Origin of the sequence: Pseudomonas sp. RA_5y_Pfl1_P24, assembly GCF_963970945.1 — a bacterium.
Taxonomy (GTDB): Bacteria; Pseudomonadota; Gammaproteobacteria; order Pseudomonadales; family Pseudomonadaceae; genus Aquipseudomonas; species Aquipseudomonas tritici.
Genome location: NZ_CAXAOJ010000010.1, coordinates 101,902 through 128,132 on the forward strand (window position 1 = coordinate 101,902; position 26,231 = coordinate 128,132).

At 60.7% G+C, this 26,231-nt stretch carries 21 protein-coding genes and 1 pseudogene; 15 read left to right on the forward strand and 7 right to left on the reverse strand.

Annotated features, from left to right (window positions below):
* Positions 1-32 precede the first annotated feature (32 nt).
* Positions 33-845 carry a DUF1206 domain-containing protein gene (locus AACY30_RS18575; RefSeq protein WP_339469928.1) on the reverse strand — a complete coding sequence of 271 codons (813 nt, stop codon included), beginning with the start codon at positions 843-845 and terminating at the stop codon, positions 33-35.
* A 117-nt stretch (positions 846-962) separates the two neighbouring features.
* Here AACY30_RS18575 and AACY30_RS18580 point away from each other — a divergent pair, with 117 nt between their 5' ends.
* Both AACY30_RS18580 and AACY30_RS18585 read left to right on the forward strand, forming a co-directional pair.
* Positions 963-1,256: a hypothetical protein gene (locus tag AACY30_RS18580; RefSeq protein ID WP_339540907.1), complete on the forward strand. Its 294-nt coding sequence runs from the start codon at positions 963-965 to the stop codon at positions 1,254-1,256.
* On the forward strand, positions 1,253-3,478 hold the full coding sequence (locus tag AACY30_RS18585) for a putative bifunctional diguanylate cyclase/phosphodiesterase (protein ID WP_339540908.1): 2,226 nt from the start codon (positions 1,253-1,255) through the stop codon (positions 3,476-3,478). The genes AACY30_RS18580 and AACY30_RS18585 overlap by 4 nt, the downstream gene beginning before the upstream one ends.
* 300 nt (positions 3,479-3,778) lie before the next feature.
* Here the strand turns inward: AACY30_RS18585 and AACY30_RS18590 are convergent, their stop codons facing one another.
* From AACY30_RS18590 to AACY30_RS18600, 3 genes are all read right to left on the reverse strand, one after another.
* Positions 3,779-4,342 (reverse strand): cytochrome b, encoded by a 564-nt coding sequence (locus tag AACY30_RS18590; protein ID WP_339469923.1) that lies wholly within the window; start codon positions 4,340-4,342, stop codon positions 3,779-3,781.
* 82 nt (positions 4,343-4,424) lie between these two features.
* A complete protein-coding gene (locus AACY30_RS18595; protein WP_339540909.1) occupies positions 4,425-5,879 on the reverse strand; it encodes an aldehyde dehydrogenase family protein in 1,455 nt (484 codons plus the stop codon).
* A 27-nt stretch (positions 5,880-5,906) separates the two neighbouring features.
* Positions 5,907-7,283, reverse strand: a complete 1,377-nt coding sequence (locus AACY30_RS18600; protein ID WP_339469921.1) for an aspartate aminotransferase family protein — start codon at positions 7,281-7,283, stop codon at positions 5,907-5,909.
* A gap of 209 nt (positions 7,284-7,492) precedes the next feature.
* Here AACY30_RS18600 and AACY30_RS18605 point away from each other — a divergent pair, with 209 nt between their 5' ends.
* Positions 7,493-8,509, forward strand: coding sequence for a helix-turn-helix domain-containing protein (locus tag AACY30_RS18605; RefSeq protein WP_339469920.1), 1,017 nt, complete (start codon positions 7,493-7,495; stop codon positions 8,507-8,509).
* Here AACY30_RS18605 and AACY30_RS18610 read toward each other — a convergent pair.
* Both AACY30_RS18610 and AACY30_RS18615 read right to left on the reverse strand, forming a co-directional pair.
* On the reverse strand, positions 8,457-10,595 hold the full coding sequence (locus tag AACY30_RS18610) for a methyl-accepting chemotaxis protein (protein ID WP_339540910.1): 2,139 nt from the start codon (positions 10,593-10,595) through the stop codon (positions 8,457-8,459). The two genes, AACY30_RS18605 and AACY30_RS18610, sit on opposite strands and share 53 nt — an antisense overlap.
* A gap of 154 nt (positions 10,596-10,749) precedes the next feature.
* Positions 10,750-10,970 (reverse strand): annotated as a pseudogene (locus tag AACY30_RS18615) (hypothetical protein); the annotation flags it as partial.
* Positions 10,971-11,278: 308 nt separating this feature from the next.
* Between AACY30_RS18615 and AACY30_RS18620 the strand changes: the two are divergent.
* From AACY30_RS18620 to AACY30_RS18630, 3 genes are all read left to right on the forward strand, one after another.
* Positions 11,279-12,727, forward strand: coding sequence for an APC family permease (locus tag AACY30_RS18620; protein ID WP_339457061.1), 1,449 nt, complete (start codon positions 11,279-11,281; stop codon positions 12,725-12,727).
* Between the two features lie 81 nt (positions 12,728-12,808).
* Positions 12,809-14,245, forward strand: a complete 1,437-nt coding sequence (locus AACY30_RS18625; RefSeq protein ID WP_339469918.1) for an aldehyde dehydrogenase family protein — start codon at positions 12,809-12,811, stop codon at positions 14,243-14,245.
* A gap of 38 nt (positions 14,246-14,283) precedes the next feature.
* Positions 14,284-15,606, forward strand: a complete 1,323-nt coding sequence (locus AACY30_RS18630; RefSeq protein WP_339540911.1) for a hypothetical protein — start codon at positions 14,284-14,286, stop codon at positions 15,604-15,606.
* A gap of 29 nt (positions 15,607-15,635) precedes the next feature.
* On the opposite strand, the gene AACY30_RS18635 is transcribed toward AACY30_RS18630, so the two are convergent.
* Positions 15,636-16,394, reverse strand: coding sequence for an IclR family transcriptional regulator (locus AACY30_RS18635; protein ID WP_339457066.1), 759 nt, complete (start codon positions 16,392-16,394; stop codon positions 15,636-15,638).
* A gap of 288 nt (positions 16,395-16,682) precedes the next feature.
* On the opposite strand from AACY30_RS18635, the gene AACY30_RS18640 reads away from it, so the two are divergent.
* From AACY30_RS18640 to AACY30_RS18680, 9 genes are all read left to right on the forward strand, one after another.
* Positions 16,683-18,224 (forward strand): acetolactate synthase large subunit, encoded by a 1,542-nt coding sequence (locus AACY30_RS18640; protein WP_339469913.1) that lies wholly within the window; start codon positions 16,683-16,685, stop codon positions 18,222-18,224.
* An 11-nt stretch (positions 18,225-18,235) separates the two neighbouring features.
* Positions 18,236-19,726 (forward strand): aldehyde dehydrogenase family protein, encoded by a 1,491-nt coding sequence (locus AACY30_RS18645; protein WP_339457069.1) that lies wholly within the window; start codon positions 18,236-18,238, stop codon positions 19,724-19,726.
* A gap of 27 nt (positions 19,727-19,753) precedes the next feature.
* Positions 19,754-20,548, forward strand: a complete 795-nt coding sequence (locus AACY30_RS18650) for an SDR family NAD(P)-dependent oxidoreductase (RefSeq protein WP_167655331.1) — start codon at positions 19,754-19,756, stop codon at positions 20,546-20,548.
* A gap of 12 nt (positions 20,549-20,560) precedes the next feature.
* Positions 20,561-21,601, forward strand: coding sequence for a VPS10 domain-containing protein (locus tag AACY30_RS18655; RefSeq protein ID WP_339469909.1), 1,041 nt, complete (start codon positions 20,561-20,563; stop codon positions 21,599-21,601).
* Between the two features lie 11 nt (positions 21,602-21,612).
* Complete coding sequence (locus tag AACY30_RS18660; RefSeq protein ID WP_339457073.1) at positions 21,613-22,071, forward strand: VOC family protein; 459 nt, start codon at positions 21,613-21,615, stop codon at positions 22,069-22,071.
* Positions 22,072-22,086: 15 nt separating this feature from the next.
* The gene (locus tag AACY30_RS18665) at positions 22,087-22,689 is read left to right on the forward strand and encodes an amino acid synthesis family protein (protein WP_339469907.1); all 603 of its coding nucleotides are present in this window, start codon (positions 22,087-22,089) and stop codon (positions 22,687-22,689) included.
* 61 nt (positions 22,690-22,750) lie between these two features.
* On the forward strand, positions 22,751-24,358 hold the full coding sequence (locus AACY30_RS18670; RefSeq protein ID WP_339540912.1) for a bifunctional 3-(3-hydroxy-phenyl)propionate/3-hydroxycinnamic acid hydroxylase: 1,608 nt from the start codon (positions 22,751-22,753) through the stop codon (positions 24,356-24,358).
* Entirely contained in the window at positions 24,355-25,161 is an 807-nt protein-coding gene (locus AACY30_RS18675; protein WP_339469906.1) for a 2-keto-4-pentenoate hydratase, read from the forward strand. The genes AACY30_RS18670 and AACY30_RS18675 overlap by 4 nt, the downstream gene beginning before the upstream one ends.
* A 50-nt stretch (positions 25,162-25,211) precedes the next feature.
* Positions 25,212-26,153 (forward strand): helix-turn-helix domain-containing protein, encoded by a 942-nt coding sequence (locus AACY30_RS18680; protein ID WP_339540913.1) that lies wholly within the window; start codon positions 25,212-25,214, stop codon positions 26,151-26,153.
* Positions 26,154-26,231 lie beyond the last annotated feature (78 nt).

The following is a 26,231-nucleotide window of genomic DNA, read 5'->3' on the forward strand; positions in this document are numbered from 1 at the left end:
GTGCAAAAAAACACTCGTCGTAACGGCTTCAACTACGTTTTCGGTACGCCTGGCACATCCATATTTATCGTGCGCCAAAACGCTTCAGAAAAACTGTAAACCGAGAAAGCAATCAGCCCCAAGGCCATCACCATCAAAATCAACCATCCACCCGGGAGGTTCTGGAGCGCGTCGAGCGCTTCCTTCATACCAGGTGGGTCCATGGCTTGATAGGAAGAACCGCTGACTGCCAGTAGTAACGCAATCTCTATAAACACGACGCCACGAGCTATGAGACCGAACCGAGACACTGGCCGGACGTAGCGCATGACGTCTTCATCGGCGTTAAAGTATTTCTCGAATGACGCTTTCCATCCCTTGATGATGTGAGCCACTCCAACGCCAAGTGGAATGAGGGCGATCACGTACACCAACACGTTCGAGTATTCCCAAGACAACAGATGCGCCAGCCAATCTTGGGTTTGCCCTCCTGAATTGCCCGAGCTTCGAATGCCGCTCATGAGGAGGCCGAGTGCAAAAAACGCTAAAGCACCGTTGAAGACACCTCCGGAAAACAGGCCCGCTCGAATAACCAAACCCTTGAGTTCTGTGCCGTGATGATCGACATCACGCGTCGCTTGCAGGACGCGCCAACCAGCAAAAGCGAGCAGACCTGCCACCACAAGCCCAACCAAAAAATAGCCGAATGGCTGGCCAAGCAAGGCTTCCAGGCTCTTATGGCTGTCCTTCGGCTTTGTCGAATCCTGTGCTGCCAGCAGCGCGAAGATACCGATGATCAAATAAAGCACGCCTCGAGCGGCGTATCCGCCGCGAGCGAGTACTACTAGGCTGTGTTGCGTGGACATTGGATCTATTCCCGAGAGTGATACAAGAGCAGACCCATCTTGCCGGGAGGGGTTCGATTGAGGCGAAGCCTGTTTCGATGCTCATCAACTTTGAACTGATCAAGGTGCTCATCGTGTTTGAATATGACGTCGATGCGTCGCGTCTCGGCCCGATGCGCGCTCATCCCGCACGCCTGCGCGCTGAAAGAGATTTCTACAGATATCCGTTTTTTTGACGATACAGATGATGAGCCGCTCGAAATAGCTGCCGATACGCTGCGGACAGGTGTTGAAATGTACAGAATTTTCTTTTTTTTTCATGATGTGAGCCTATTTTTGCAGCTTATTTGCAGCGATGCTGAAGTAGCAGCGATCCATACCAATCGCGTCGCTTTCTATGTGCGGTCAGCTTTTAGCGATAACCTCAAATGAGTACTTACCCAGTCAGTGATAATGATGAAGAGCGCATTCAGATTTTGAATGCTTTCGAGCTGATGGATACGCCACCTGAGCACGAATTTGATCAGATCGTCCAAATGGCATCTCGGATTTTTGATGTACCCATCGTCCTGATTTCTTTGGTACACCGCGACCGACAATTCTTCAAAGCACGTGTTGGCCTCGCTGTGTGTGAAACAGGTCGTGACGTCTCATTTTGTAATCATGCGATCATGGGTCGTGACGTTTTTTTGATACTTGATGCATTGCAGGATGAGCGGTTTAGATCAAACGCCCTGGTTGTCGGAGCTCCCCATATTCGCTTTTACGCGGGGGCGCCACTGGTAACGGCCACGGGGCATATGCTGGGTAGCTTATGCCTGATCGACAATAAGCCAAGAGAGATATTTTCAGAACGTGACCAGCTTGTTCTTCAGGACTTGGCCGTCATCGTTATTGAAAAAATGGAGTTACGTCGGCTCGAACTCAAGAACGAGGATAGCCTCACTCGGTTCATGAATATCACGTCGACTTCACCCGATGCCATTATTTGCTCAAACAGCAAAAATCAAATCACCTCGTGGAATAATTCGGCCGAGCTTATTTTCGGGCATAGATCCGAAGACGCCGTTGGAAAGACTCTCGACATCATTATTCCGCAAGAGATGCGCTCCAGACATCATGCAGGTTTTTCGAGGGTAGTCTCAGGCGGCCCAACCAGCATCATCGGAAAATCCGTCAACCTGACGGCCCTGCATCGTGACGGCCATAAAATACCCATCGAGCTCTCTCTCTCACAATGGACTGAAGCCGGCGAGGCACAAGTTGGGGCGATCATCCGTGACGTCACAAAACGTGTAGCGGCGGAAAAACTACTGAAGCACGCTGCTGAGTACGATCATCTGACAGGCCTCGCTAATCGATCAACACTTAAGCAGCGGATTAAGGAGGCGTGTGACGCGCAGATAGCAGCGGCAATTCTTCTGATCGACCTGGATGGTTTCAAGGATGTTAACGACACGTTAGGCCACGCGGCGGGTGATTTTGTCCTCAGGGTGACTTCAAGTCGTCTTCGCAAACGCGTACCGACGTGTCATATGGTGGCCCGTCTGGGTGGGGACGAATTTGTAGTGTTCATGGCAGAGATTGCCGATGAGCACAAAGCGATTGAGCTTGGTTTGGCGCTCATCGCACTTATTGAGGAACCTATAGAGTTTCAAGATAATTCTATTTATATCGGAGCCAGTATTGGCGTGTCGATGAGATCAGGCGCTGATTACGATGGGGAGCAAATGCTAGGCAACGCGGATTTGGCGCTCTATCAAGCCAAGTCTGACGGGCGATCCCTTGTTCGTATGTTCACCTCCGAGCATCGACACACCGCGTCAAAGAGAGGAGCGCTCAGCTCATCAATGCGTCAGGCATGGGCGAACAAAGAATTTGAACTGTACTACCAGCCCCAGGTACGCCTTGCAGATGGCGTGATTACTGGGGCCGAAGCTCTTATACGATGGAACCATCCAACACTGGGTGTCATGTCTCCAGCGGTTTTTTTACCTGTACTAGAAGCAGGCCTTCTAGCGGTACCGGTGGGCGAGTGGATATTGCGCTCAGCCTGTGAACAGGCAGCTCATTGGCGAAATATCGGCTGTGACGGCTTCAGGATCGGCGTCAACTTGTTCGCAGCTCAGTTTCGTACGCGCGACTTTGCTGAAACGGTTGAAAGTGCGCTTAACGACTTTTCTTTACCGGCGAGCGCACTCGAACTGGAGATTACAGAAAATATAATTTTGCGAAACGAACAGCGAATTATGGAGCCCCTACGCTACCTTCGCTCGTTGGGTGTAGGCATTGCGTTCGATGATTTTGGCACAGGCTATGCTTCTTTGAGCCTTCTGAAAGACTACCCGGTCACACGGCTTAAGATTGACCGTTCGTTTGTCAGTGGCGTCGAACGTAGTAAAAAAGATGAAGTCATCATCGAGGCTGTTGTCAGGCTGGCTGCCGGCTTTAATCTTCAGGTCACTGCGGAAGGCATAGAAACACGCGAACAGGAAAGTCTGATGCGGCATTATTTATGCGAAGAGGGCCAAGGCTACCTCTATGGTCGTCCTATGACGGCTCATGAGTTCACTGAGCGTTATGTCTCAATGACTGACGACAATTTGACGTACCCAATTATTAACAACCCGCAACTACCTGAGCAGGGCTTTTGAAGCCAGACTGACCTCTTAGTGGAATAAATAATCCGTTGCACCGTCGCCCGACAGCGTGCACTCACTGCGCAACGACTGTCGCAATTCTAGGCGATGGGCATGAGGATAAACCGCGATCAAATGGTGATCGAGAAGCTGTCATTTCTATCTCCTCAGCAAGTCGCAATCATTTGGTGGTCCCGATTTTGTTGCCTTTATACAGCCGGCGAAGCAGCGGGTCGGAGGTGCTGCGAGGGCCTGCGCCGCCGGACCACGCAGCATGGCCGTTTTCTTACGCTACGGACACATGGTCTTATTCCGTCAGAGCATGCGGCGCAAGACGTCGTTGCGTGGGTCCCGGTCGTAGAAGCGATGCTTGAGGGCGCCCGCCACATGCAGCACGATCAGCACCAGCAAGCTATAGGCGAGGACTTTGTGCAGCCATTGGAACACCGCGAACCAATCGTCATTCTTTGGCAACAGCTCCGGCAGGTTAACCCCAAAAAAGAACACCCCATCGCTCATCGTGTAGGTGCTCGACATGGAGTAGCCCATCAACGGCACGATCACCAGCAGCACATACATCATGCGCTGCGTCAGGCGTGACAGAAACCGTTCATACCCCGCCAGGGTTTCCAGCGGCTGCGGCAAATGGGGGGTGCGAAAACGCACGGCGAGCTGAGTCAGGACCACCAGGAACGTCAACACCCCGAAGGACTTGTGCCACGGGTAGTAGAGCTCGTATTTGCTCGCCACTTCATCATTCATGCCGGTCATGTGCCAGCCGACCCACAGCAGGCCCAGGACGAGCACGGCACGCACCCAGTGCAACACGCGCAGGGAGGTCGGGTACCGATCGATTGTCGGTTGATCTATTGGGTTCATATCAGGCTCTCCACGGAGCGATGCACGGTTGAATGGCCACCCTCAACGTTGGAGGGTGGCTCGGTCAGGACAGGGGCTGCGCTCAGACCGGCAGCAGCACGGTGATGACTTTCTCCTCGGTGTAGGCCAGTGCGCCGCTGAACCCACCTTCACGCCCGATACCGCTGGTCTTGACGCCGCCCCAAGGCAGGTTGGCGTCCAATGGGCTCCAGCAGTTGATACCCACGGCGCCGGCTTTCACCGCCGCCGCGACACGGTGCGCTCTGGCCAGGTCGCTGGTCCAGACCGTGGCCGCGAGGCCGTAGCTGCTGTCGTTGGCCAGGGCGATCGCTTCGTCTTCGCTGTCGAACGTGATCAGCGTGCCGACGGGACCGAAGATCTCGTCCCGGGCGATTTCCATGTCGTTGCGGGCGTTGGCGAAGATCGTCGGACGCACGAACCAGCCCTGCTTAGGGGCCGAGACGCCGCCGGCCAGCAGCGTTGCGCCTTGGTCGATGCCCAGCTGGATGTAGCGGTTGACGCGATCCAATTGCGCCTTCTTGGCCACCGGACCCATCTGTACGCCGGGCTCGCGAGGATCGCCCACGTTCACCGCCTGTGCAGCCTCGGCCAGCGCGGCGCCGAAACGTTCGGCGAGGTTGCGCTGCACCAGGATCCGCGAACCGGCCGCACACACCTGGCCCTGGTTGGCGAACAGACCGAGCGTACAGCCGCGCAGGGCGTCGTCGAAGGAGGCATCGTCGAACACAATCTGCGGGCTCTTGCCGCCCAGTTCCAAGGCCACGCGCTTGAACAACACACCAGCCGTGCGCTGGATCTCACGCCCGGCCTCGGGACTGCCGGTGAAGCTGATCTTGGCGACATCCGGATGCTCGCACAGGGCGCGACCGACTTCGTTGCCGTAGCCGGTGACCACGTTGATCACGCCGTCCGGGAAGCCGGCTTCCTGCGCCAGCAGCCCCAGGTGCAGGGCCGACTGCGGGGTTTCTTCCGAAGGCTTGACCACCACGGTACAGCCAGCCGCGAGCAACGCCGCGAGCTTCCACACGGTGATCATCAGCGGCGAGTTCCAGGGCACGATGGCACCGACTACGCCCACGGGCTCGCGTACCGTGTACGACAGGGTCTTGGTGCCAAAGTAGCCACCGGTGGGAATGGTCCGACCTTCGAGCTGGTTGGCCCAGCCGGCGGCGGCGCGCAGGTTGGCAATCGCGTTGGGCAGGTCCATTCGACGTGGTTCGATCGGCGAGCGTCCAATGGCGTCGGCATCCATATCGGCCAGCAATTCGCTGTCGCGTTCGACCAGGTCGGCCAGTTTCGACAGCAGTCGCCCCCGCTTGGCGCCGTCGAGTTGGCTCCACTCGCCGCCTTCAAGTTGTCGGCGTGCAGCCGCCACGGCAAGGTCCACGTCCTCGCTGGTGCCACGCGCGGAGCTGCCGTACACCTGCTCAGTCACGGGGTTGACCAGGTCTATGCGACGACGGTCGAAGGCTTCGCAGGACGCACCTTCGATGAAATGATTCAAGTGCTCAGTCATTTTGCGGTCCTCGATTAGTGGGCAAGATCATGCTTTGAGGGAAGCCAGGGCGTCGCCGAAGATGTCCAGTGCCTTGAAGAACAGCTCTCGCGAGATCGTCAGTGAGGGCATTACGCGCATCACGTTGCTGTAGCGGCCACAGGGAATCATCAGCACGCCGTGGTTGAGCAGATAGCCCATCAGTTGGCCGATCTTCTCGCCCGCCAGGGGCGCCTTGGTGAGCGGGTCTTCGATCAGTTCGATGCCGATCATCAGGCCGCGACCGCGCACTTCACCGACCAACGGGCTGTTGAAGCCGCGAATATGCGCCTGTGCCTCTAGCCCCAAGGTGTGCGCGCGGTTGAGCAGGTCGAGTTCAGGATCCTGGAGGATGCTGATGTTGGTCAGTGCCACGGCGGCCGACAACGAGTTGGCGGCGAACGTATTGGGCATGGAGCCGTCGGGAATCTGCGCCGCCAAGTCCGAGCGCATGATCAGGCCGGCCATGGGCAGGTCGCTGCCGATGCCTTTGCCGAAGGTGAGCATGTCGGGCTTCACGCCGGAATGCTCGACCGCCCACATCTTGCCGGTGCGCCCCGCGCCGGACTGCACTTCATCGACGATCAGCAATGTGCCGCTGCGGTCGCAGGCCTTGCGCAGCAGTTGCAGGAATTGCGGCGACGGGGGCACGTAGCCGCCTTCGCCCTGTACCGGCTCCACAATCACGGCAGCCACGTCATCGGCGGCGGTGTACGGGGTGTTCAACAGGTAGTCGATGTACTCGCCGGCGATCTGCTCGGCGCTTTTGTGGGTAGTGTCGAAGGGGAAGCGGTAGGCGTAAGGGTAGGGCGCGTGAATCACGCCCCCCATCTGGGCGCCAAAACCCTTGCGGTAGGCCGTGCCGGTGGTCAGCGAACCCGAAGCGTTCCACACGCCGTGGTAGCCGCCGTGAAAGGCGATGATCTGGTGCCGCCCGGTGATGCGCTTGGCGAACTTGATCGCCGCCTCCAGTGCATCACTGCCGCTTTGCGTGAAGAAGGTGATGCAGTCGCCACGCAAACCCTCGGGCGCGATTTCGGACAGCTTGGCAGCCAGCTCGGTACGCCGGGTGCTGTTGATTTCCAGGGCATGCATCAGCACTTCGGACTGTTCGCGAATCGCCTGCACCACTTTGGGGTGGCAGCGGCCCACGCTGCTGACACCGACGCCGGCGGACAGGTCGATATAGGTGTTGCCGTCCGGGTCTTTGAAGGTCGCACCGAAGGCGCGGTCCATGGCGATCGGCATGCGCCCGCCGCCGCGTGCCATGGACTCGGTACGCGCCGAAAGCGCCAGGGCCTCGCACGTTTTGGGGCCGGGGAGCGTGCTGGAGGTGATGCGCGGTGCATCGGCGAAATGCAAGGCTGCAAGCTTGGCTTCACTCATGACGGATTCTCTGCGATGTTGATTGATGTGGCCTGATCATCTGCGTGACGCGGGTCAGGCTGGTAGCCCGAATCGGCACATGGGTGCGCCGACGCAGGTGAGGTCGAATGAGCTGAACCTTTCGCGAAATTTGCATTAATTGCTTTATGTGAGAATATCGCCAAATAAAGCGACCTTAGAATAAAAAATATCCGAGGATATTGCTCATTATGAGAAATAACAGCATCGGTCATTTTAAGGATGTTCACGTTCATGCGGCCAACGTGCAGCAGTGGAACCAGGACTACAGCCAGTTAACCGCAGGCTCGACCGAGAGTTCGCTGATGCAGTTGACCACCGGCGGGTGCCACGTTTTCCTTGAGCAGATCAATCAGCGTGTCGTGCAGCACGGCGTTGCACCGCGCGGCAAGATGTGCTTCGCGGTGCCGATCAACGTGCCTGGTTCGATGCGGATGCAGGGGCGGGAGGTGGACGACAGCAGCCTGTTTTTTCTGCGCGGTGGCGAAGAGTTCATGTTTCATATGCCGATGGGCATGCAACTGCTGTCCATCACGTTCGAGCGTGAATTGTTCGAGCAGGCGCTGGCGCAAACCGCTTCGGCCAAGGATGTGAGCCTGTTGCTGCGTCAGCCGGTGATCCGGGTTTCCAGCCAGCGTTTCGCCGATGCCCGTCGGCGCTTGCTCACGGTATTCGCCCAGGCCATGGCCAGCGAGACTCACGACAGCCTTCAGGAGCGACAACACGACGAGGCGCTGGAGCAGGCCATGCTCGGCGAGTTGGTGCAGCTCATGACCGATCCGGCCTGCGATAAGCAGCAGCGCACGAGCAGCTCCACGCGCAGTTTTATCGTCGAGAAATGCCATCGCATGGCGACCACCGGGCAGTTCGACGTGCCGAGTGTGTTCGAACTGTGCGAACGCCTCCAGGTCAGCCGGCGCACGGTGCAGAACAGCTTTCGCGCCGTGGCCGAGACCACGCCGCTGAACTACCTGCGCTGTGTGCGGCTCAATGGCGTACGCCGCACCTTGATGTCCACTCAGGCCGCGCATCTCTCGATTGGCGATGCCGCAGCCCAGTGGGGCTTCTACCACCTCAGCCATTTCGCGGCTGAGTACCATGCGCTGTTCGCCGAATTACCGTCCCAGACATCACGCGCCGCCATACCGCCGTGTGTTACACGCGGAACTGGTCCATCAGCTTCATCTGTTGATTGGCCCGTGCGTTGAGCTGACTGCTGATCTGCGCCGACTCTGCGGCCTGTTCCGTCAAGGTCTCAGTCACACCACGGATGGTCGAGACGTTGCGATTGACCTCTTCGGCCACCGCACTTTGCTCCTCTGCGGCACTTGCAATCTGCAGGTTCATGTCGCTGATCACCGTTACCGCGTCGCTGATCTTGCCAAGCGCCTGCACGGCCTGATGGATCTGCCCGGCGTTGTCCTGGGCGAGCGTCTGGCTGGAATGCATGGTCGCCACCACGCCCCGCGTGCCGGTTTGGATACGTTCGATGACCATGCGGATTTCCTCGACGGAATCCTGGGTGCGCTTGGCCAGGTTGCGGACTTCATCGGCCACCACCGCAAAACCTCGGCCACTTTCGCCGGCGCGCGCCGCTTCGATCGCGGCGTTGAGTGCCAGCAGGTTGGTTTGCTCGGCAATGCTGCGGATCACTTCCAACACCGAACCGATCTGCTCGCTGTTGACCGCCAGGGCTTCGACTTCCGTCACGGCCTTGCTGACCTCGCGGGCCAACGCATTGATGTCCTGGGTGCTGCGCTCGATAAGGGTGATGCCCTCCCTGGACGCCTGGTCGGCACCGCGTGCTGCCTGGGCGGCACTCGAGGCGCTATGGGCGACTTCATGGGCGGTGGCGCTCATTTCGTTGGAGGCGGTTGCCAGTTGATCGATCTCGCGAAATTGCACCTGCATCCCTTCACTGGTCAGCCGCGCAATTTCCGAAGACTGGTCGGCGGTGCCGCGCGCATCGGTAATGCTCTGCTTGATCTGCGCGACGGTGGGCTGCAGTTTGTCGAGGAAACGGTTGAACCCGTTCACCAGTTCGCCCAGTTCATCTTTCTTGCGGTAGTGCAGGCGTTGGGTCAGGTCGCCGTCGCCGCTGGCAATCGCCTTGAGCATCTGCGCGACACTGTTGATTGGGCGCGTCACCCCGGAGGCAGTGAACCAGATGAGCAGCAGGCCCAGCAGCCCGGCGCCGATGGCCACCAGCAATGACTCTAGCGTGTCGCGGGTTTGGGTCTGGTCAAGCAAGGTCTGAAGCGCTACCGAGTCAGCCAGCAATACCTGTTTGGGCAAATCAATGACCACTCCCCAAGCTGGCGCGTCGGGGATAGGCGCGACGGGGTAGACGGCGCGGATCAAATCATCCTGGGCCAGCACCAGCGGTTTTTTTTGCGTCAATGCCGCGAGTATCGCCTTGCTTTCCTTACCCAATGTGACGCTGAGCGGCTTGGCAACCTGGCCGGCATCCTTACTGTAGGCCGCGAGCACGCCGCTGTCGGACACAATCAGCATGCTTCCCGAACCGTTGAACAGCATGCGCTGGGCATCGCTTGCCGCTGCTTGCAGGGCACCGAGTGCGAGGTCCACACCCAGGGCACCGATCACCTTGCCATCGGCAATCAACGGCATCGACAGCGTGGTCATCAGTTGTACTTGCCCGGCCTGGGTGTCGGCATAAGGCGCCATCAGGCAGGTGCGCCGGGTGTCTCGCGGGCAGGTGTACCAACTGTTATAGGGGGTGCCGCTGATGCTGAGTTCGGTCTTCTGCAAATCGCTTTCGGGAATCAGGATGTTCACCGCTTCGCCAGCGCCCCGGTTCCAGGCACTGGCGAAGCGCCCGGTTTCGTTGGAGGCGCGCGCGGCGTCGTTGGCGAATGCGCTGTCTTGACCCTCCAGCGCGTTCGGCTCGAAAACCAGCCACAGCCCGAGTATCTGCGGATTGCGCTCGAAGGTTGCCTTGAGACTCTGGTTCAGCTCCTCACGCAACGTCGCGGCCGGCAAGCCTCGCTGGGCGGCCATGTTGCGCAAATGGGCCGCCTGGTCGGACAGGGCGGTAATGAGCAGCAGGCTGTTGCCGAAGACCCGCTGCAGGTTCCCCGTCTGCTCGGCGGCCTTGGCCAGCAGTAGCGTCTCGCCACTCTCGGTCAGCATCTTGCTGCTGGACGCACTGATCAACCGGTTGTTCTGGTTGCTCTGATAGAGGTTCAGGCTGACGATAAGGCCGATGACGCCCAGAAGGCACAAGCCGGACAGCAGGATGATTTTCAAACGGATGGAGAGGGCGTCGAGCATCGGAGTATCTCGCAGGTGAACAGCGTGCTTGTTGACCATCAGTTGGCCTGGGCCACTGACTTCTTATTGGTATGTCCTATATCGCCCGGTCTCGGGTTTTAACAAGGCCGGTTCGGTAATTCAGTGATTATCGCGGTATGCCGAACAGCGGCAGCTCCAGCAGCAAGCCGCTCACGACTGGGCCGAGCGCCGCCCCGCCGGAGGCCACAAACGACCAGATACTAAATGCCATGGCCTGTTCGCGCTCTTCGCTGAACGTCAGCGGGATCGGGGTCAGGTCGGGCAAGGCGGTGTACAGCACGGCCCTATCAATGACGATGAGCAACAATCGCTGGAGATAATGACAAGGATCAGCCAGCGGCGTTTGGAGGGCATAGGGTGGGCTCGATAATTGAATGGCCTACGCCGGCAACTTCAGGTCAGCCAGGCATAGGGCGGGTGAACCTAGCATGCACGAGCGCGCACCCGCGCCGTTATCCCAAATCGGCGGGGGAATAAGTCGGCCCTGACCTGTTTTGGGGCGCTGGCCGCGATGTTACCGATTTGGGATAGCGAGGGTTATGTGGGCGGGCATAGGATCGAATCCAGCGTGCAACCTCAAGAATAAAAGCGCTACCCGGCACCGATAGCGCCTGGATCGGGGCCACCCCACAGCGACTGCCTCATACAATAAGGTCAATAACATGAGCGTAACTCTCCCGGTCAACAGCTCTACGGAGCTCAAGCGTGGCGCCCTGGGTGTCGGCTTCATCATCTTTTTCGTGATTTCGGCGGCAAGCCCGCTCAGTGTGATTGCCGGTGGTTTCCCGATCGGCATCATGCTGGGCAACGGTGCCGGCACCCCAGCGTTACTGCTGCTGGCCTTGCTGGTGCTGTTGGCGTTCTCGGTGGGTTACACCACCATGTCCCGCCATGTCACCAACGCCGGCGGTTTCTACGCCTTCACCTCCCGTGGCCTGGGCGGCCTGGCCGGCGGCTCGGCGGCAGTGCTGGCGATGTTCGCCTACAACATCTTGCAGATCGCCCTGTATGGCATGTTCGGTGGCGTGGTCGCCGGCACCATGGAGAGCGTGGCGGGTGTGATATTGCCCTGGTGGTCCTATTCGCTGATGGCGATGGCCAGCATCGCGTTTCTCGGCTATCGCAAGATCGACCTCTCGGCACGGGTACTGTCGTTGGTGGTGATCGCCGAATACCTAGCGATCCTGATCCTCGACTTTGCCATTCTGAAAACCGGGGGTGACAGCGGCGTCAATCTCGACTCGTTCACCCGTCAGCATGTGTTCAGCGGCACTCCGTCCATTGGCCTGCTGTTCTGCTTCGCCGCCTTCATCGGCTTCGAGGCCACCACCATCTACGGGGAAGAAGCGAAAGACCCCCAGCGCACCATCCCGATCGCCACCTACAGTTCGGTGCTGCTGATCGGCGGGTTCTATGCGCTGTCGGTGTGGTCGATGGTAGTGGGTGTGGGCGCGGACAAGATCGTGCCGATGCTGCAAGCCATGCAAGACCCCACCACCTTTATCTACGGCATGTCCGATCACTTCGTCGGCCCGCACCTGACCCAGATCATTCGCGTGCTGTTCATGGTCAGCATCTACGCCGGGCTGTTGGCGTTCCATAACGCGGCGGCGCGCTACTTCTACGCCATCGGCCGTGACGGCTTGCTGCACAGCGTGCTGGGCACCACCCACCGCGTGCACCAGAGCCCGCACATGGGGTCTGCCTTGCAGAGCCTGATCGCGGCCGTGGTGGTATTGATCTTCGCCGCGATGGACGCCGACCCAATCCTGCAACTGTTCGCCTGGTTCTCCAACCTGGCAACCCTGTGCGTGATCCTGCTGATGGCGATGACCTCGTTCGCGATCTGCGTGTATTTCCATCGGCACCCCGAACTCAAGGTCGGCCCGCTGCGCGGGCGCATTCTGCCGGTATTGTCGTGCCTGGCATTGCTGTGCGTGCTGGTACTGGCGGTGGCGCATTTCGATGTGCTGACGGGGGCCAGCCAACTCTTGTCCTACAGCTTGTGCGCGGTGATTCCCGCAGCCCTTCTGGGCGGCCTGTATCTCGCCGCGCGCCTGCGCAAGGTGTCGCCGCAGCGGTTCCTGGCCCTGGGCAGCCACAAGCTCTAAGGCCTGGTTCGAAACCTCTCTCCTGTGAATTGTTCGCTGCCGTTCTGCGGTAGGGCTCGTCTGCGTTAAAGGAAATTGCATATGCACCATTACAAGATGCTCATCAACGGCGTTTCGGTTGCCGGTGAAAACGGCCAGTTTGACGTGATCAATCCGGCGACCGGCGCCGCATTCGCACAATGCCCGGCCGGCTCGCTGTCCCAGTTGGACGAGGCGGTGGCCGCCGCTCAGGCCGCTTTCAAGACCTGGCGCCACAGTACCCATGGGCAGCGCTGTGAGCACCTCAATGCGATTGCCGATGCGATCGAAAAAGACGCTGATGCACTGGCCCGGCTGATCGTGCAGGAACAAGGCAAACCGCTTGAGCTGGCGTTTTCCGAAGTCATGGGCGCCGCCGCCTGGACCCGCTACGCTGCCGGGCAGGAGATCGCCGTGGAGCTGGTGGAAGAAACCCCGACCCAGCGCATCGAACTGCACCGCAAACCGTTGGGTGTGGTGGCGTCCATCACGCCGTGGAACTGGCCGTTCATGATCGCCGTATGGCACATCATGCCGGCGCTGCGCGCGGGTAACTGCGTGATCAGCAAGCCATCGAGCCTGACGCCGCTGAGCACGTTGCGCCTGGTCGAAATCATCGGGCGCCATGTGCCCCACGGTGTAATCAACTGCGTGACTGGCGAGCAGGGTTTCGGCAGCGCGATCACGTCGCACCCGGGGATCCAGAAGATTGTATTCACCGGCTCCACAGCCACCGGCCAGAGCGTCATGCGCGGGGCCGCCACCAACCTCAAGCGCCTGACCCTGGAACTGGGCGGCAACGACGCGGCGATTGTATTGCCGGGTACGTCGGTGGAGGAGGTGGCCGAAGAGATCTTCCAGGCCGCCTTCCTCAACATGGGCCAGACCTGCGCCGCACTCAAGCGCTTGTACATTCACGAATCCCAGTACCAGGCGTTTGCCGAGGCCCTGACGCGGATTGCCGAGCGCCAGGTGGTCGGTAATGGGCTGGAGCCCGGCGTCAACTTCGGCCCGGTGCAGAACCTTGATCAACTGCAACTGGTGGACGCGCTGATTGCCGATGCGCGGGCACACGGTGCGCGTGTGTTGTGTGGCGGCGCACGCCTGGATCGCCCCGGGTTCTTCTACCCGCCCACGCTGGTGGCGGATGTGCGCGATGGCCAGCGTCTGGTCGACGAGGAACAGTTCGGGCCGGTATTGCCGCTGATCGCTTATCAGGATGTCGAGGATGTGTTGCGCCGCGCCAATGCCGGCGACATGGGCCTGGGCGGTTCGGTCTGGGGCCCGGACGTGGAACAGGCGCAGGCATTGGCCAGCCGTCTGGAGAGTGGCGTGGCCTGGGTCAACTGCCACGCGCGCATTCAGCCGAACACGCCGTTCGGCGGCAGCAAGATGTCTGGGTTTGGCGTCGAGTTCGGCCTTGAAGGGTTACTGGAATTCACCGGCCAGCAGTTGCTGTTCGTCAACAAGCGCGCAGCCGAATCACGCCTCGACAACTAAGACAGCCTCTCAAAGGCGCACACCAAGGAGCTTCGATCATGCGGTATCCCTCCACGTCATTTCTCAGCGGTACGTTGGCCTGTACGTTGACGCTTTGCGCCATCAGCCAGGCCCAGGCCTATGAGTTGTACAGCGATGAGAGCCGGCATCTGAATGCCGACATGACGGCCGTGTTCGGCATATTCAACAGCCGCAAAAACTATGACGGCACGTCGGGCGGTTCCACCTGGCGCGAAGGTTTCATCAAGTATGGCTTGAGTGGCGACCAGTCCCTGGCCGGCCATGGCACCGCCTATGGCGCCTTCGCGCTGGTCAGTTCCGCGACCTGGGGTGACGGCGACCCGGCCGGTAATACGCTGGGCAGCGAACGCACCACCAAAATCGAAGATGCGTACCTGGGTTGGCGCTCAGGCGACCTGTTTCCGGCCCTGGGCAAGGACGGCGTGGATATTTCCGGCGGTCGCCAGGTGGTCAAGCTCGGCAGTGGCTTCCTGATCAACGACGACGGGCCGAACCTGGGCAAGGGCCCGGCCAATGGCACGTTGAACCGTGGCGGTGCGTATTATCTGGCCGCGCGGCACGCCTTCGATCAAACCGCATTCCTGCGTCTGGGCGGCAAGGATGGCCTGCACGGCAGTCTGCTGTGGCTCAAGTCCGATAACCGCGCCCAGGCTGAAACCGAAGTGGCCGCCGGTACTCTGGATTACACCACCAAACCCGGCACACTGGGCTTGACCTGGGTGCATGGCATCGATGTGAACGAACGCTGGTCCAGTGATTTTCAGCGCCAGCGCAAGGGCATGAATGTCTACAGCGTGCGCGGCGAAGGCGACGCAGGCCTGCCGAATGTCAGCCTGGCGTTCGAGTATGCCTGGCAGGACAAGAACACCGGCCCCGAAAAAGCCTGGTACGGCGAAGCTGGCTACACCTTTGCCGATGTCGCCTGGACGCCGAAGGTCAGCTACCGCTACACCCGCTACTCACAGCAGTGGGATTCGCTGTTCACCGGCTTGAGCACCGGCTATGGCACCTGGCTGCAAGGCGAAGTCGCGGGCAACTATGCCGGGCCGTTCAACAGCAACACCAGCATCCAGCACGTGGCCCTCAAGGCCACGCCTCTGGAAAACCTGACCCTGGGTGCGCTGTACTTCGACTTCGACACCGTACGCAAGAGCAATGCGCTGAACCTCAATGCTCGGGAGCTGGATGTATACGCCGAGTGGGCCGTCAACCCGCACCTGATCGTCACGCCGCTGATCGGCCTCTATAAGCCCAAGCAGGACGCCACCACCGGGGGCAACCAGGTCGCCGGCGACGGCACCAACGTTTACAGCCAGTTGACCATCGCCGTGCCGTTCTAGCCCACCACTGCTGCGGTCGCGCCTGAACCTCAGGACGCGGCGGCGCCCGGCGGATTGCGCAGGTTCTCGGCAATCCGGCGGGTGGTGTCCATGACCATTTCAATCACGGTTTCCTGACGCAGCAGCTTGAAGCTCTGGGTGCTGCCGACGGCGGACAGGCTGCCGATCACCTCGTCGATATCTGGCTGGATGATGGGCGCGGCGATACCAGTCAGGCCGAGGTTGAGTTCATCGTGGGTCATGCAGTACCCATCCTTGCGAATCTTCTTTGTGGCCTTGGCAAAGCTGGCCCAGTCGTAGGGGCTGTCCGGGTCGCTGGCCATATGCTCTTCGAACAGGCGCTGCAGGCGTCGACCTTTCTGGAAGGCGATCAATACCTTGGACTGCGCGCCGCGAAAAAAGGGCAGCGGATGCCCGCGCCCGAAGGAGAAGTGATACGTGTCGGTGGGTTCGGCGATGTAGGTGTTGATGATGCGCCCGTCGTAGAAGACGCTGGCGAACACCGCCAAGCCGGTCTGCGCCGACAGCTCGTGCATCAGCTCGCGCCCCGCCAGAAGGATGGGGTCGTACTGGCGCATCATCCAGTCCAGCTCGATCACGCGCGGCCCCAGGCCGTAGTGGCCGGCATCCACACGGGTCAGCAGGCCGGCGTCGCACAACTCCTTGACATAGCGATACGCGGTGGCGCGCGACAGGCCCATGCGCTCGGCGATGGTGTCCGGGTCGATCTTCAACGTCGCTGGACCGAACAGGTCCAGGACATTCAGCAATTTACTCAGGCTGCTCATTTCGTTCCTAGAGAAGGGATGGCACGCGGGTAAGCACTATAGGCGAAAACAGCGCAGATCCAATGTGGGAGCGGGCTTGCTCGCGAAAGCGGTGGGCCAGTGATGGAAATTACTGACAAACCACATTCACGAGCAAGCCCGACCCTGCAGGTCGACACACTAAGCTTTTCGGATTTAAATATCACTTAAATCTCAAAATAAGAGATTTTAAGTAGAAATAACTTGTTTGAAGTGTTCCTGTGTGTGATAAATCTCACCAAAGAAAACGCTCAAGCGAGAGGGCTGACAATGAATGGCGCGCAACTGATAGTAAATGCGGCAGCGGCAAGCGGTATCGAGTACTGCTTTGCCAACCCGGGCACCACCGAGATTCCGCTGGTGGCGGCCATGGCCAGCGCACCTGCCCTCAAGCCGGTGTTGTCGTTGTTCGAAGGGGTATGTACCGGTGCGGCGGACGGCTATGGCCGCATCGCCGGCAAACCGGCGATGACCCTGACGCACCTGGGCCCAGGCTTTGCCAATGGCATCGCCAACCTGCATAACGCGCGTCGGGCCAATACACCCATCGTTAACGTCATCGGCGACCACGCCTCCTGGCATGTAAACTACGATCCGCCCTTGGCGAGTGACATCCAGGCCTTGGCCGGCACCGTCTCTGGTTGGGTGCGCACCTCGCGCACGGCGGCGGGTATCGGTGAAGACTTGCAGGAAGCGGTGAGTGCGGCCTGGCAGGCCAAAGGTCAGATCGCCAGTTTGATTCTGCCCATGGACCTGCAAGCCCACGCGGTGAAGCATGACGGTGTGTTCAACCCGTTGCGCGCGCCGGTGCGCCGATTTGCCGGTGACCGGGTCGAAACCGTGGCGCAGGCACTGCGTGACGGTCAGCGCCTGGTGTTTATCGTCGGCGATGAGGGCTTGTCGGTCGCGGGCCTCGAAGCAGCGGGGCGCCTGGCGCAACTGCCCGGTGTGCGCCTGTTTGCCGAGACCTTTCCGCGCCTGAGCTACCGTGGCGGTGGCTTGCCGGACCTGGATCGCCTGCCGTATTTCCCGGAAGTGGCGATTGAAATTCTTGAGCAGTACGACCTTGTCGTATGCGCAGGCGTGCCGGAGCCCATCAGTTATTTTGGCTACGAAGGCATCCCGTCGCGCCTCGCTGAACGTGAGCGTCTGCTGACGTTGGCCGAAGTCGGTGACGACGTCGCCGGCGCGCTGGCGGCGTTGGCCGATGCCCTGAATGCGCCGGCGTATGTACCGACCCCGCAGGGTATCGAACTGCCGCCCGGCCATGCCGAGCTGACACCGCAATCCATCGGCCAAGTGCTGGCCGCGTCACTGCCTCATGACAGCATTGTCTCGGTCGAGGGCGGCACCTGCGGCTACCCGTTCTTTACCGCTTCCGCCCGCGCCGCGCGTCATCGGGTATTGACCAATACAGGTGGCGCGATTGGCCAGGGGATTCCGGTGGGGTTCGGTGCAGCCTTGGCAGAACGCGGCAATAGCGTGTTTTGTCTGCAATCGGACGGCAGTGCCCAGTACACCATCCAAACCCTGTGGAGCATCGCCCGCGAGCAGTTGCCGGTGGTGATCCTGATTGCCGCCAACCATCGCTACGCGATTTTGCAAAACGAGCTGCGTCGCTTCGGCATGACTGAAATGGACCCGCAAGCCCTGCGCCTGACCGTGCTCGACAGCCCGCGTATTGACTGGAAGGCCTTGGCCAAAGGTTACGGGGTCCCGGCCTGCACGGTGCAGACCAATGCCGAACTGCAACGGGCGCTGGCCAATGCCAAGGCTGACCGTGGTCCTTGCCTGATCGAAATGGCGCTGTGAAGGAGTCGACTATGCATCAGCTCGAATTATTACCTGCCGTCCAGGCCTTCCTGGCGCAGCCCGGTCGCCTGTTCATCGGCGGTACCTGGCAGGACGCCGCCAGCGGTCGTCGCTTTGCCGTGGAAAACCCGGCCACCGAACAGACCCTGACCGAAGTCGCCCAAGGCGATGAACGCGATGTGAACGCGGCTGTCGCGGCCGCGCGCGCAGCCTTTACCGGCGCCTGGGCCTTGCAGTCCCCGGCGCAGCGCGGCTTGTTGCTGTTTCGCCTGGCCGATCTGTTGGACCAGCACCGCGAGGAACTCGCGCAACTGATCACCCTGGAGAACGGCAAGCCGATCGCCAACGCCCGCGGTGAAGCGGCCAGCGCGGCGAATATCATTCGCTACTTCGCCGGCTGGCCCACCAAGATCGAAGGCAGCACGCTGCCTGTATCACCGGCAAGCGGCGCGCCAATGCTCAACTACACCTTGCGCGAGCCGGTCGGTGTCTGCGCGCTGATCGTGCCGTGGAACTTCCCGCTGACCATGTGCGTGTGGAAGCTCGGCCCGGCGTTGGCCACCGGTTGCGTGGCGGTGCTCAAGCCCGCCGAGCAAACGCCGCTGATCGCGATCCGCCTGGTGCAACTGATCGAGGCCGCAGGCTTTCCTGCCGGCGTCGTCAACCTGATTACCGGCCTGGGCGCCGACACCGGCGCACCGCTGGCACAGCACCCGGACGTGGATAAGATCGCCTTTACCGGCTCGACCCAGGTCGGGCGCCTGATCGCACAGGCGGCCACCAGCAACATGAAAAAGGTCTCGCTGGAACTGGGCGGCAAGTCGCCGAACATCATCCTGCCCGACGCCGACATCGTGCGCGCCGCCAAGGGCGCCGCCGATGGGATTTTCTACAACCAGGGCCAGGTGTGTACGGCCGGCTCGCGCCTCTATGTGCATGCCAGCGTGCTCGACCAGGTACTCGAAGAACTCCAGCGCCATGCCGCCGCCCATGTACTTGGCAATGGCCTGGACCCCGCCAGCAGCATGGGCCCGCTGGTGTCCGCGCGGCAACTGAGCACCGTCAAGGGCTACCTGCAACGGGGCCAGGAAGAGGGCGCCGAACTGATCTGCGGCGGCGGCCGTCCCGAGCACCTCAAGCATGGGCATTTCATTGAACCGAGCGTATTCCTCGACCGTGCCGAGCGGGCTTGCGTAGCTCGCGAAGAAATCTTTGGCCCGGTACTCACCGTCATGAGCTGGACCGACATCGACGATCTGGTGCTGCGCGCCAACGATTCGCCGTATGGACTCGCCGCCGGCCTGTGGACCCGCGACCTGCGCTCGGCGCACCGCGTGGCCGCGCAGCTCAAGGCCGGTTCGGTCTGGATCAACTGTTGGAACGTGGTCGATCCGTCTTCGCCGTTTGGTGGCTACAAACAATCCGGCTGGGGCCGGGAAATGGGCAAGAACGTGATCGACGCCTACACCGAGACCAAAAGCGTGTTTGTCGATCTGGCCTGAACTGAATAATCACACGAGGTAATTGCTATGGATCTGGAATTGAAAGGCCGCGTGGCCATCGTCACCGGCGGCGGTATGGGCATCGGCAAGGAAGTCGCACGTTTTCTCTCCGAGGAAGGCTGCAAGGTGGTGATCTGCGCGCGGCGCATGGCGTTCCTGCAACTGGCGGCCGAAGAGATCAGCGCACAGACCGGCAATGAAGTACTGCCGCTGTTCTGTGACACCAATGACATGAAGGCCGTGTCGGAGATGGTCGAGGCGGCGCACAAGCACTTCGGCCGTATCGACATCCTGGTCAACGGTGCCGCAGCGCCGTCGGGTGTGGTGCGCAATGACATCGAACACGCCGGCGATGATGAACTGCTGTCGGACCTCAACACCAAGGTGATCGGCTACTTCCGGTGCGCCAAGGCCGTGACCCCGCACATGAAGGCGGGCGGTTTCGGTCGCATCATCAACATCGGCGGCCTCACCGGGCGCAGCAGCAAAGTGCTCTCGGGCATGCGCAACCTGGCGATCGCGCACATGACCAAGACCCTGTCCGACCAGCTCGGCCCTTCAGGCATCACGGTCAACCTGATTCACCCCGGCGTCGTCGATACCCCGCATATCCAGGAGCTGTACGAGCGCGAAGCAGTCAAGCAGGGCAAGACCGCCGAGCAGGTCGAGCAGGCCTACATCGACGCGACGCCGATTCGCCGTACCCTCGCACCGATTGAAATGGGCTGGCTGATTGGCTTCCTGGCGTCGCCGAAAGCTGCTGCGGTGACCGGTGAATCCATCGGCATCGACGGCGGTTTGACCCGTGGCATCTATATCTGAGGAGTATCACAGATGAGTAGTGGAACCCTTTTGGTCGCCACCGTCGGGCAAGCGGTGATCCGCAGCGCCGACGATGGCAAGACCTGGCATCGCCTTGGCCTGGGGCAGGACCTGGAGTTCGATGCGATCACCCGATCCTTGAGCCTGCACCCCGACACGCCCGAGCGGATCTATGCCGGTACCGATGTGGGCTTGTGTGTGAGCCACGATACCGGTGGGCATTGGCAGCGCATCGATTCGCCTTTCAACGGGCAGACCGTGTGGAAAGTTGCGGTTGATCCGCAGGATGCACAACGGATTTTCGTCGGCACCGGCGCGCCTTCGCGTGCCGTGTTGTGGCGCACCCTGGACGGCGGCCTGAGCTGGGATCGCGCCCCGGTGGAAATTCCCGAGTTCTGCGACGGTGTCAGTCGTCCACGGCTGCTGGCCTTCGCCTATGACCCTACCGACCGCAAGCAGCTGTGGTTCGGCCTGGAGGAGGGCGGGTTGTTCCATTCCCGTGACGGCGGCGACAGTTGGACCCGTGTCGACGACCGGCTGCTGTGGGACTACAACTCGGACATCCACAACATTGTGGTACTGCCCAATCACGGCGAAAAAGTCATCGTGGTGGTCTGCGTGAATGCGGTCTACCGCAGCCTGGACGAGGGTCTGACCTGGACCGGCATTGTCGGTCGCGAAGCCTTCGGCCTTTACTACTTGCGCGCCATGAATGCGCCGCTGGGCACGCAGGACGAGCTGTACCTGAGCATTTCCGATGGTACGCCGGGCACCACCAGCAAGATCCTCGTCTCCCGTGATGCTGCACTCAGCTGGAACGTGCTGCCGTTGCCGCAGCAACCCAATTCCTGCGTCTGGGCGATTGCCTTTAACCCGGCCAACCCGCGCCAGATTGTGGCGGGGACCAAGTATGGGCACTTGTTTACGTCCGACAACGGCGGTGATGGCTGGCAGAAGCACTGGCGCGAATTCAGCGAGATCGCCGATGTGCTGTGGACGCCTGCCGTGGCGCAAATCAAGGCCGGGCATCAATCCATCGTCAAGAAAAACTGAGGTAAACAGTGATGAAAGTCGAAATCCTTCGAACTCACTTATCGCTCTGGGTGAGTGATCCTGATGTGTCGGCACGCTGGTACGCCGACATTCTGGGCATGCACGAAAGTGCCCGTGGCGAGAGCTGGGTGATGATGGCGTTTGGCACCAAGCATCACGACATCGCGTTGCTTCGCGCAGAACCCGGCGCCCACCAGGGCGGGCTGGGGCTGCAGCACTACGGATTGGAAATCGCCGGTGACATGACCACCTTGCGCCAGCTCTACGGCATGCTGCTGAAGAAGGGCGTCGAGGTGGTGAAAATTACCGATCATGAAATCGGCAACGGCCTGTATTTCAACGATCCCGATTGCAATCGCATGGAATTTTTTCTCGAAACCGAGCATGACGACGCGTGCGGCAAGGCCCGCTTCAAGGCCGCCGGTGCGCCGAGTCGCAACATCACGCTTGACCCACTCGACCCCCTTTGAACAGAGGCAGACCCGATGAAAACCGCAAATTTCGCCAGCTATCACATCCGCAAGTGGTACAGCTTCGTTGAAGAGACGCTGGCCAATGAAACCGGCCAGTTGGCCGATGGCAAACCGGTGTTCAAATACGCCATCGCTGCGGTGATCGCCAACCCGTATGCCGGCCGCTACAGCGAAGACCTTTCGCAATTGATCGAGCCGTCCCCGCTGTTGGGCGAAGAATTCGGCCGACGTATCCAGGCCCTGGCCGGCTCGCGTCAGATTGAAAGTTACGGCAAGGCCATTCTGGTGGGCAGCGCAGGCGAGTACGAGCACGGTAATGCGTTTCTGACCAACCCGGCCGCCGATCCGATTCGCGTCGCCCTGGGCGGTGGCCAGTCGTGGGTGCCGTCCACCGGCAAGCGAGGTGGCCCAGGTTCGACCATCGACGTGCCGCTGGCGCACAAGGACGCCCTGTACGTGCGTTCGCACTACGACAGTTTCTCGGTGACCTTCGGCGACGGCCCTTCGCCGGATGAGATCGTCGTGATCTGGGCCTTCGCTACACGCGGACGCCTGCATGCGCGGTTGGGCGGGCTGAAAGCCGAAGACGTAAAAGGCCTTGACGGTCTGCACTGATAAACGCGCAGGATCAAGCGGTGCTGGACTCAAACCACAACAAGAAAAGCGGTGAATAGCGATGAAGCAGGAGAAGACCCAAGTTGTCATCGTGGGCGGGGGCCCCAACGGCATTACGGCCGCGCACTCTATGGGAATGTACGGTGTCGACTGCGTCGTCCTTGAGCTGGCCGACGGCATCCTGCCTTATCCCCGTGCAGTAGGCATGGACGATGAGGCGTTGCGTGTGCTGCAGGGCATCGGCATCGCCGAGCTGGCGGTGCGCGACATGATCTGCGACGTACCGCTGCGCTATTACAATGCGCGCGGCGTGTGCTTCGCCGAGGTCAAGCCAAGCACTGCGCATTACGGCTGGCCGATGCGCAATATCTTCATGCAGCAGTTGCTCGAAGGTACCCTGCGTGAACACCTCGGCCAGCATGCCAGCGTTGAGTTGCGTCAGGGCCACGAATTGCTGGAACTCGATCAGGATGCCGAGGGTGTGACCCTGCAGGTGCGCGATGCCGACGGCGAGATCTACCAGCTCCAGGCTGACTATGTGATCGGTGCCGACGGCGGACGCTCCACCGTGCGCAAAAAGCTCGGCATCGAACTGCTCGGGCTGACCCATCCGCGCAAGTGGGTGGTGGTCGACACCGCCAACGACACACTTGATGCGCCTTACACAGCGCTGCATGCCGACCCGCAGCGGCCCTTCGTGTGCATCTACCTGCCTTACCAGCAGCGACGCTGGGAATTCATGCTGATGGAGGGCGAGGACGAAGCGAAAATGTGCGAAGAGGCGACGATTCGCAAACTGATCCACGGGCATATCGGCGATGCCGTGAACAACCTCACCATCATCCGCATCCGAGCCTATACCCACCACTCGCGGGTCGCCGCGCGCTTTGTCGAAGGGCGTGTGGCACTGGTGGGCGACGCCGCGCATATCTCCCCGCCGTGGGCCGGGCAGGGTCTCAACTCGGGCCTGCGCGACGTGGCCAACGTGGCCTGGAAACTGGCAGCGATCATCCAGGGCCGCGCGGCGCCGTCGATCCTCGCTACCTACGACCAGGAGCGGCGTGGTCACGCGACCGAACTGGTGGCGCTGGCCGACAACATGGGTGCGGTCCTCGGCTTGACTAACCCGCTGATGGCCGGCGTACGCGACTGGCTGTTCCAGGCGGTCAACAGCGTGGATAACCTGCGCTCGCACTTGCTGGAATTCAAGTTCAAACCCAAGGCCACCATCACCAAGGGGCTGGTGTATCACGAGCGGGCCGAGTTGCGTGAGGATGATCTGGTCGGGCAGTTGTTCATCCAGCCGAATATCGAAGACGACCAGGGCCAGCGTCGGCGCCTGGACGAGGTGCTCGGCAATGGTTATGCCGTGCTGGGTTATCGCGTGAACCCGCGTGAGCATCTCAGTGAGGCGATGGCCGAGTATTGGACGCGCTGGGATACACGTTTCATCCAGGTCAATCGTTCGCGCAGCGGCGTTGGGCGTAACCAGCCCTTGACAGCCAATGATGCATTGAGTGTGGAGGACGTGGATAACCGCCTGGGCGAATGGTTCTCCAAGGTGCGTGACTGCATCGTTGTAGTGCGTCCGGACCGCTTCGTCGCCGCCATCACCACGCCTGAGCGGCTTGACGGCGTGCTGCGCAAGCTGGCGGAGCAACTGTCATGAGTGGCGCTGACGAGTTGCTCGTTCAACTGCACGAGGCCGGGCATAGCGCGCGCGCCATTGCACCGTTGCCGCCCGAGGCGCTGGACAAGCAGCAAGGTTACACGCTGTTGCGCCAGGGCCTGGCACAGCGCCTGGCAGGTGGTGAGCGCCTGAGCGGTTGGAAGGTGGCCTTTGCCGGCCGGGCGGCGCAGGCGCGTTTTGGCCTTGATGAACCAGTGTATGGCGCGCTCACGTCGGCCATGGCAGTCGAGCCGGGCAGCACGGTGTCGTTCGCGCGGCTGATCCAGCCCAAGCTGGAGGTTGAACTGGCGCTGGTGTTCGGGCGGCCCCTGGCGCCAGGCGATTACCGTGACGAGGAGATTCTTGCGGCAATTGCCGAGGTGGCCCCGGCCTTCGAAATCGCCGACTGCCGCTGGCAGGGCTGGGCTTTCGGGCTTGGCGCGTTCCTGGCCGATAATGCCGCCGCAGGGCTTTACTGTGTCGGGCCGCGCGTGCCGTTCGATGCGGTGCGGCATGCCTGCGTGGCGTATCGCCTGGAGCATGAGGGCGCATTGCTCGGCAGCGGTGATACCCAGGCGCGCGAAGACAGCCCTCTGTTCAACCTGTGCTGGCTGGTGCGGCGTCTGCTCGCGGACGGTCATCCCGTGGGCGTCGGGCAGGTCGTGTTGTCCGGTGCGTTGCTGGCACCGCTGGGTATACAACCGGGCGCTTATCGTTTGCGCATGCTTGGCACGGAACTGGCTTTGGATTTCCGCACAGGCCTCGTGCCTGCGCAATCGCCAGCGACTGTTATGGATGACTGAGCCCGCCTTCAGGCCAAAAAAAACAATCTGGCCGCCGAGGAATCACGCATATGCTCGCCGAAGTCCGTACCTTCAATGACTCTCAACAGCACGCCGGCTCGATCCAGGGTTGGCAGCAGGTCTATGACCAGCTCGGTCGCGGTTGCCTGACCAGCGAACTGTGGCAGTTGTCCGGCGATCGTTTCCAGATATTCCAGGAGGTGCTGGATAAACGTGTGGTGCAGCATGGCCGCTCGCCCAAGGGTCGCTTGTGTGCGGCCATGTCACTGGGCAGCCCGCCGGTGGTTCAAGGCCAGCAGGTGAGCGCGCAAAGCGTGGTGCTGTTGCGTGACGGCGAAGAGTTCGTGTTGCATGCGCCGCAAGGCACGCACTTTTTCGCACTCAATGTCGATGCCGTGCGCTTTGCCAAACTGGCCGCCTTCGAACTCTCCAACGACCAGCTCAAACGCTTGACCAGCGTGTCTGCGCTCAGCGTGGATGAAACGTTACTGTTGCGCATTCGCCAGCGCATCCAACCGCTGTTTCGTCACTTTTTGGAACATGCAGGCGCTATAAACCCGGCCTCGGAAAAGATGCTGGAAGACGAATTGCTTGGCGCGTTCCTCGATCTGTTCAGCCACGCCAGCGACGAGGTGCGTTGCCGACGTGGCAATTTCGCCGTCAGTGCCTACCTGGTCCGGCGCAGCCAGGAATTGATCATTGCCAGCGGCGATACGCCGTTGAGCATTCTTGATCTGTGTGAGCAGCTGCACGTCAGTCGCAGGACCCTGCAAAATAGTTTCCAGGCCGTCACCGATATGCGACCGGTCGAGTACCTGCGCAATTTGCGCCTCAACGCCGTCAGGCGACAGTTGATCGCAACCCCTGCGAGCGAGAAAAACATCGGTGAGATTGCCGTGGCGATGGGCTTTTTTCACCTGAGCCATTTCGCCACGCATTACCGTGAGTTGTTCGGCGAATCGCCGTCCGAAACGCGCCGAGCGTCGTACTGACACGACAGAGCGCGCGCCAATGCGGGAAGATCTTCAACGTTGCCAGGATGACGCAAGGAAACACACAGGGGTGCAACG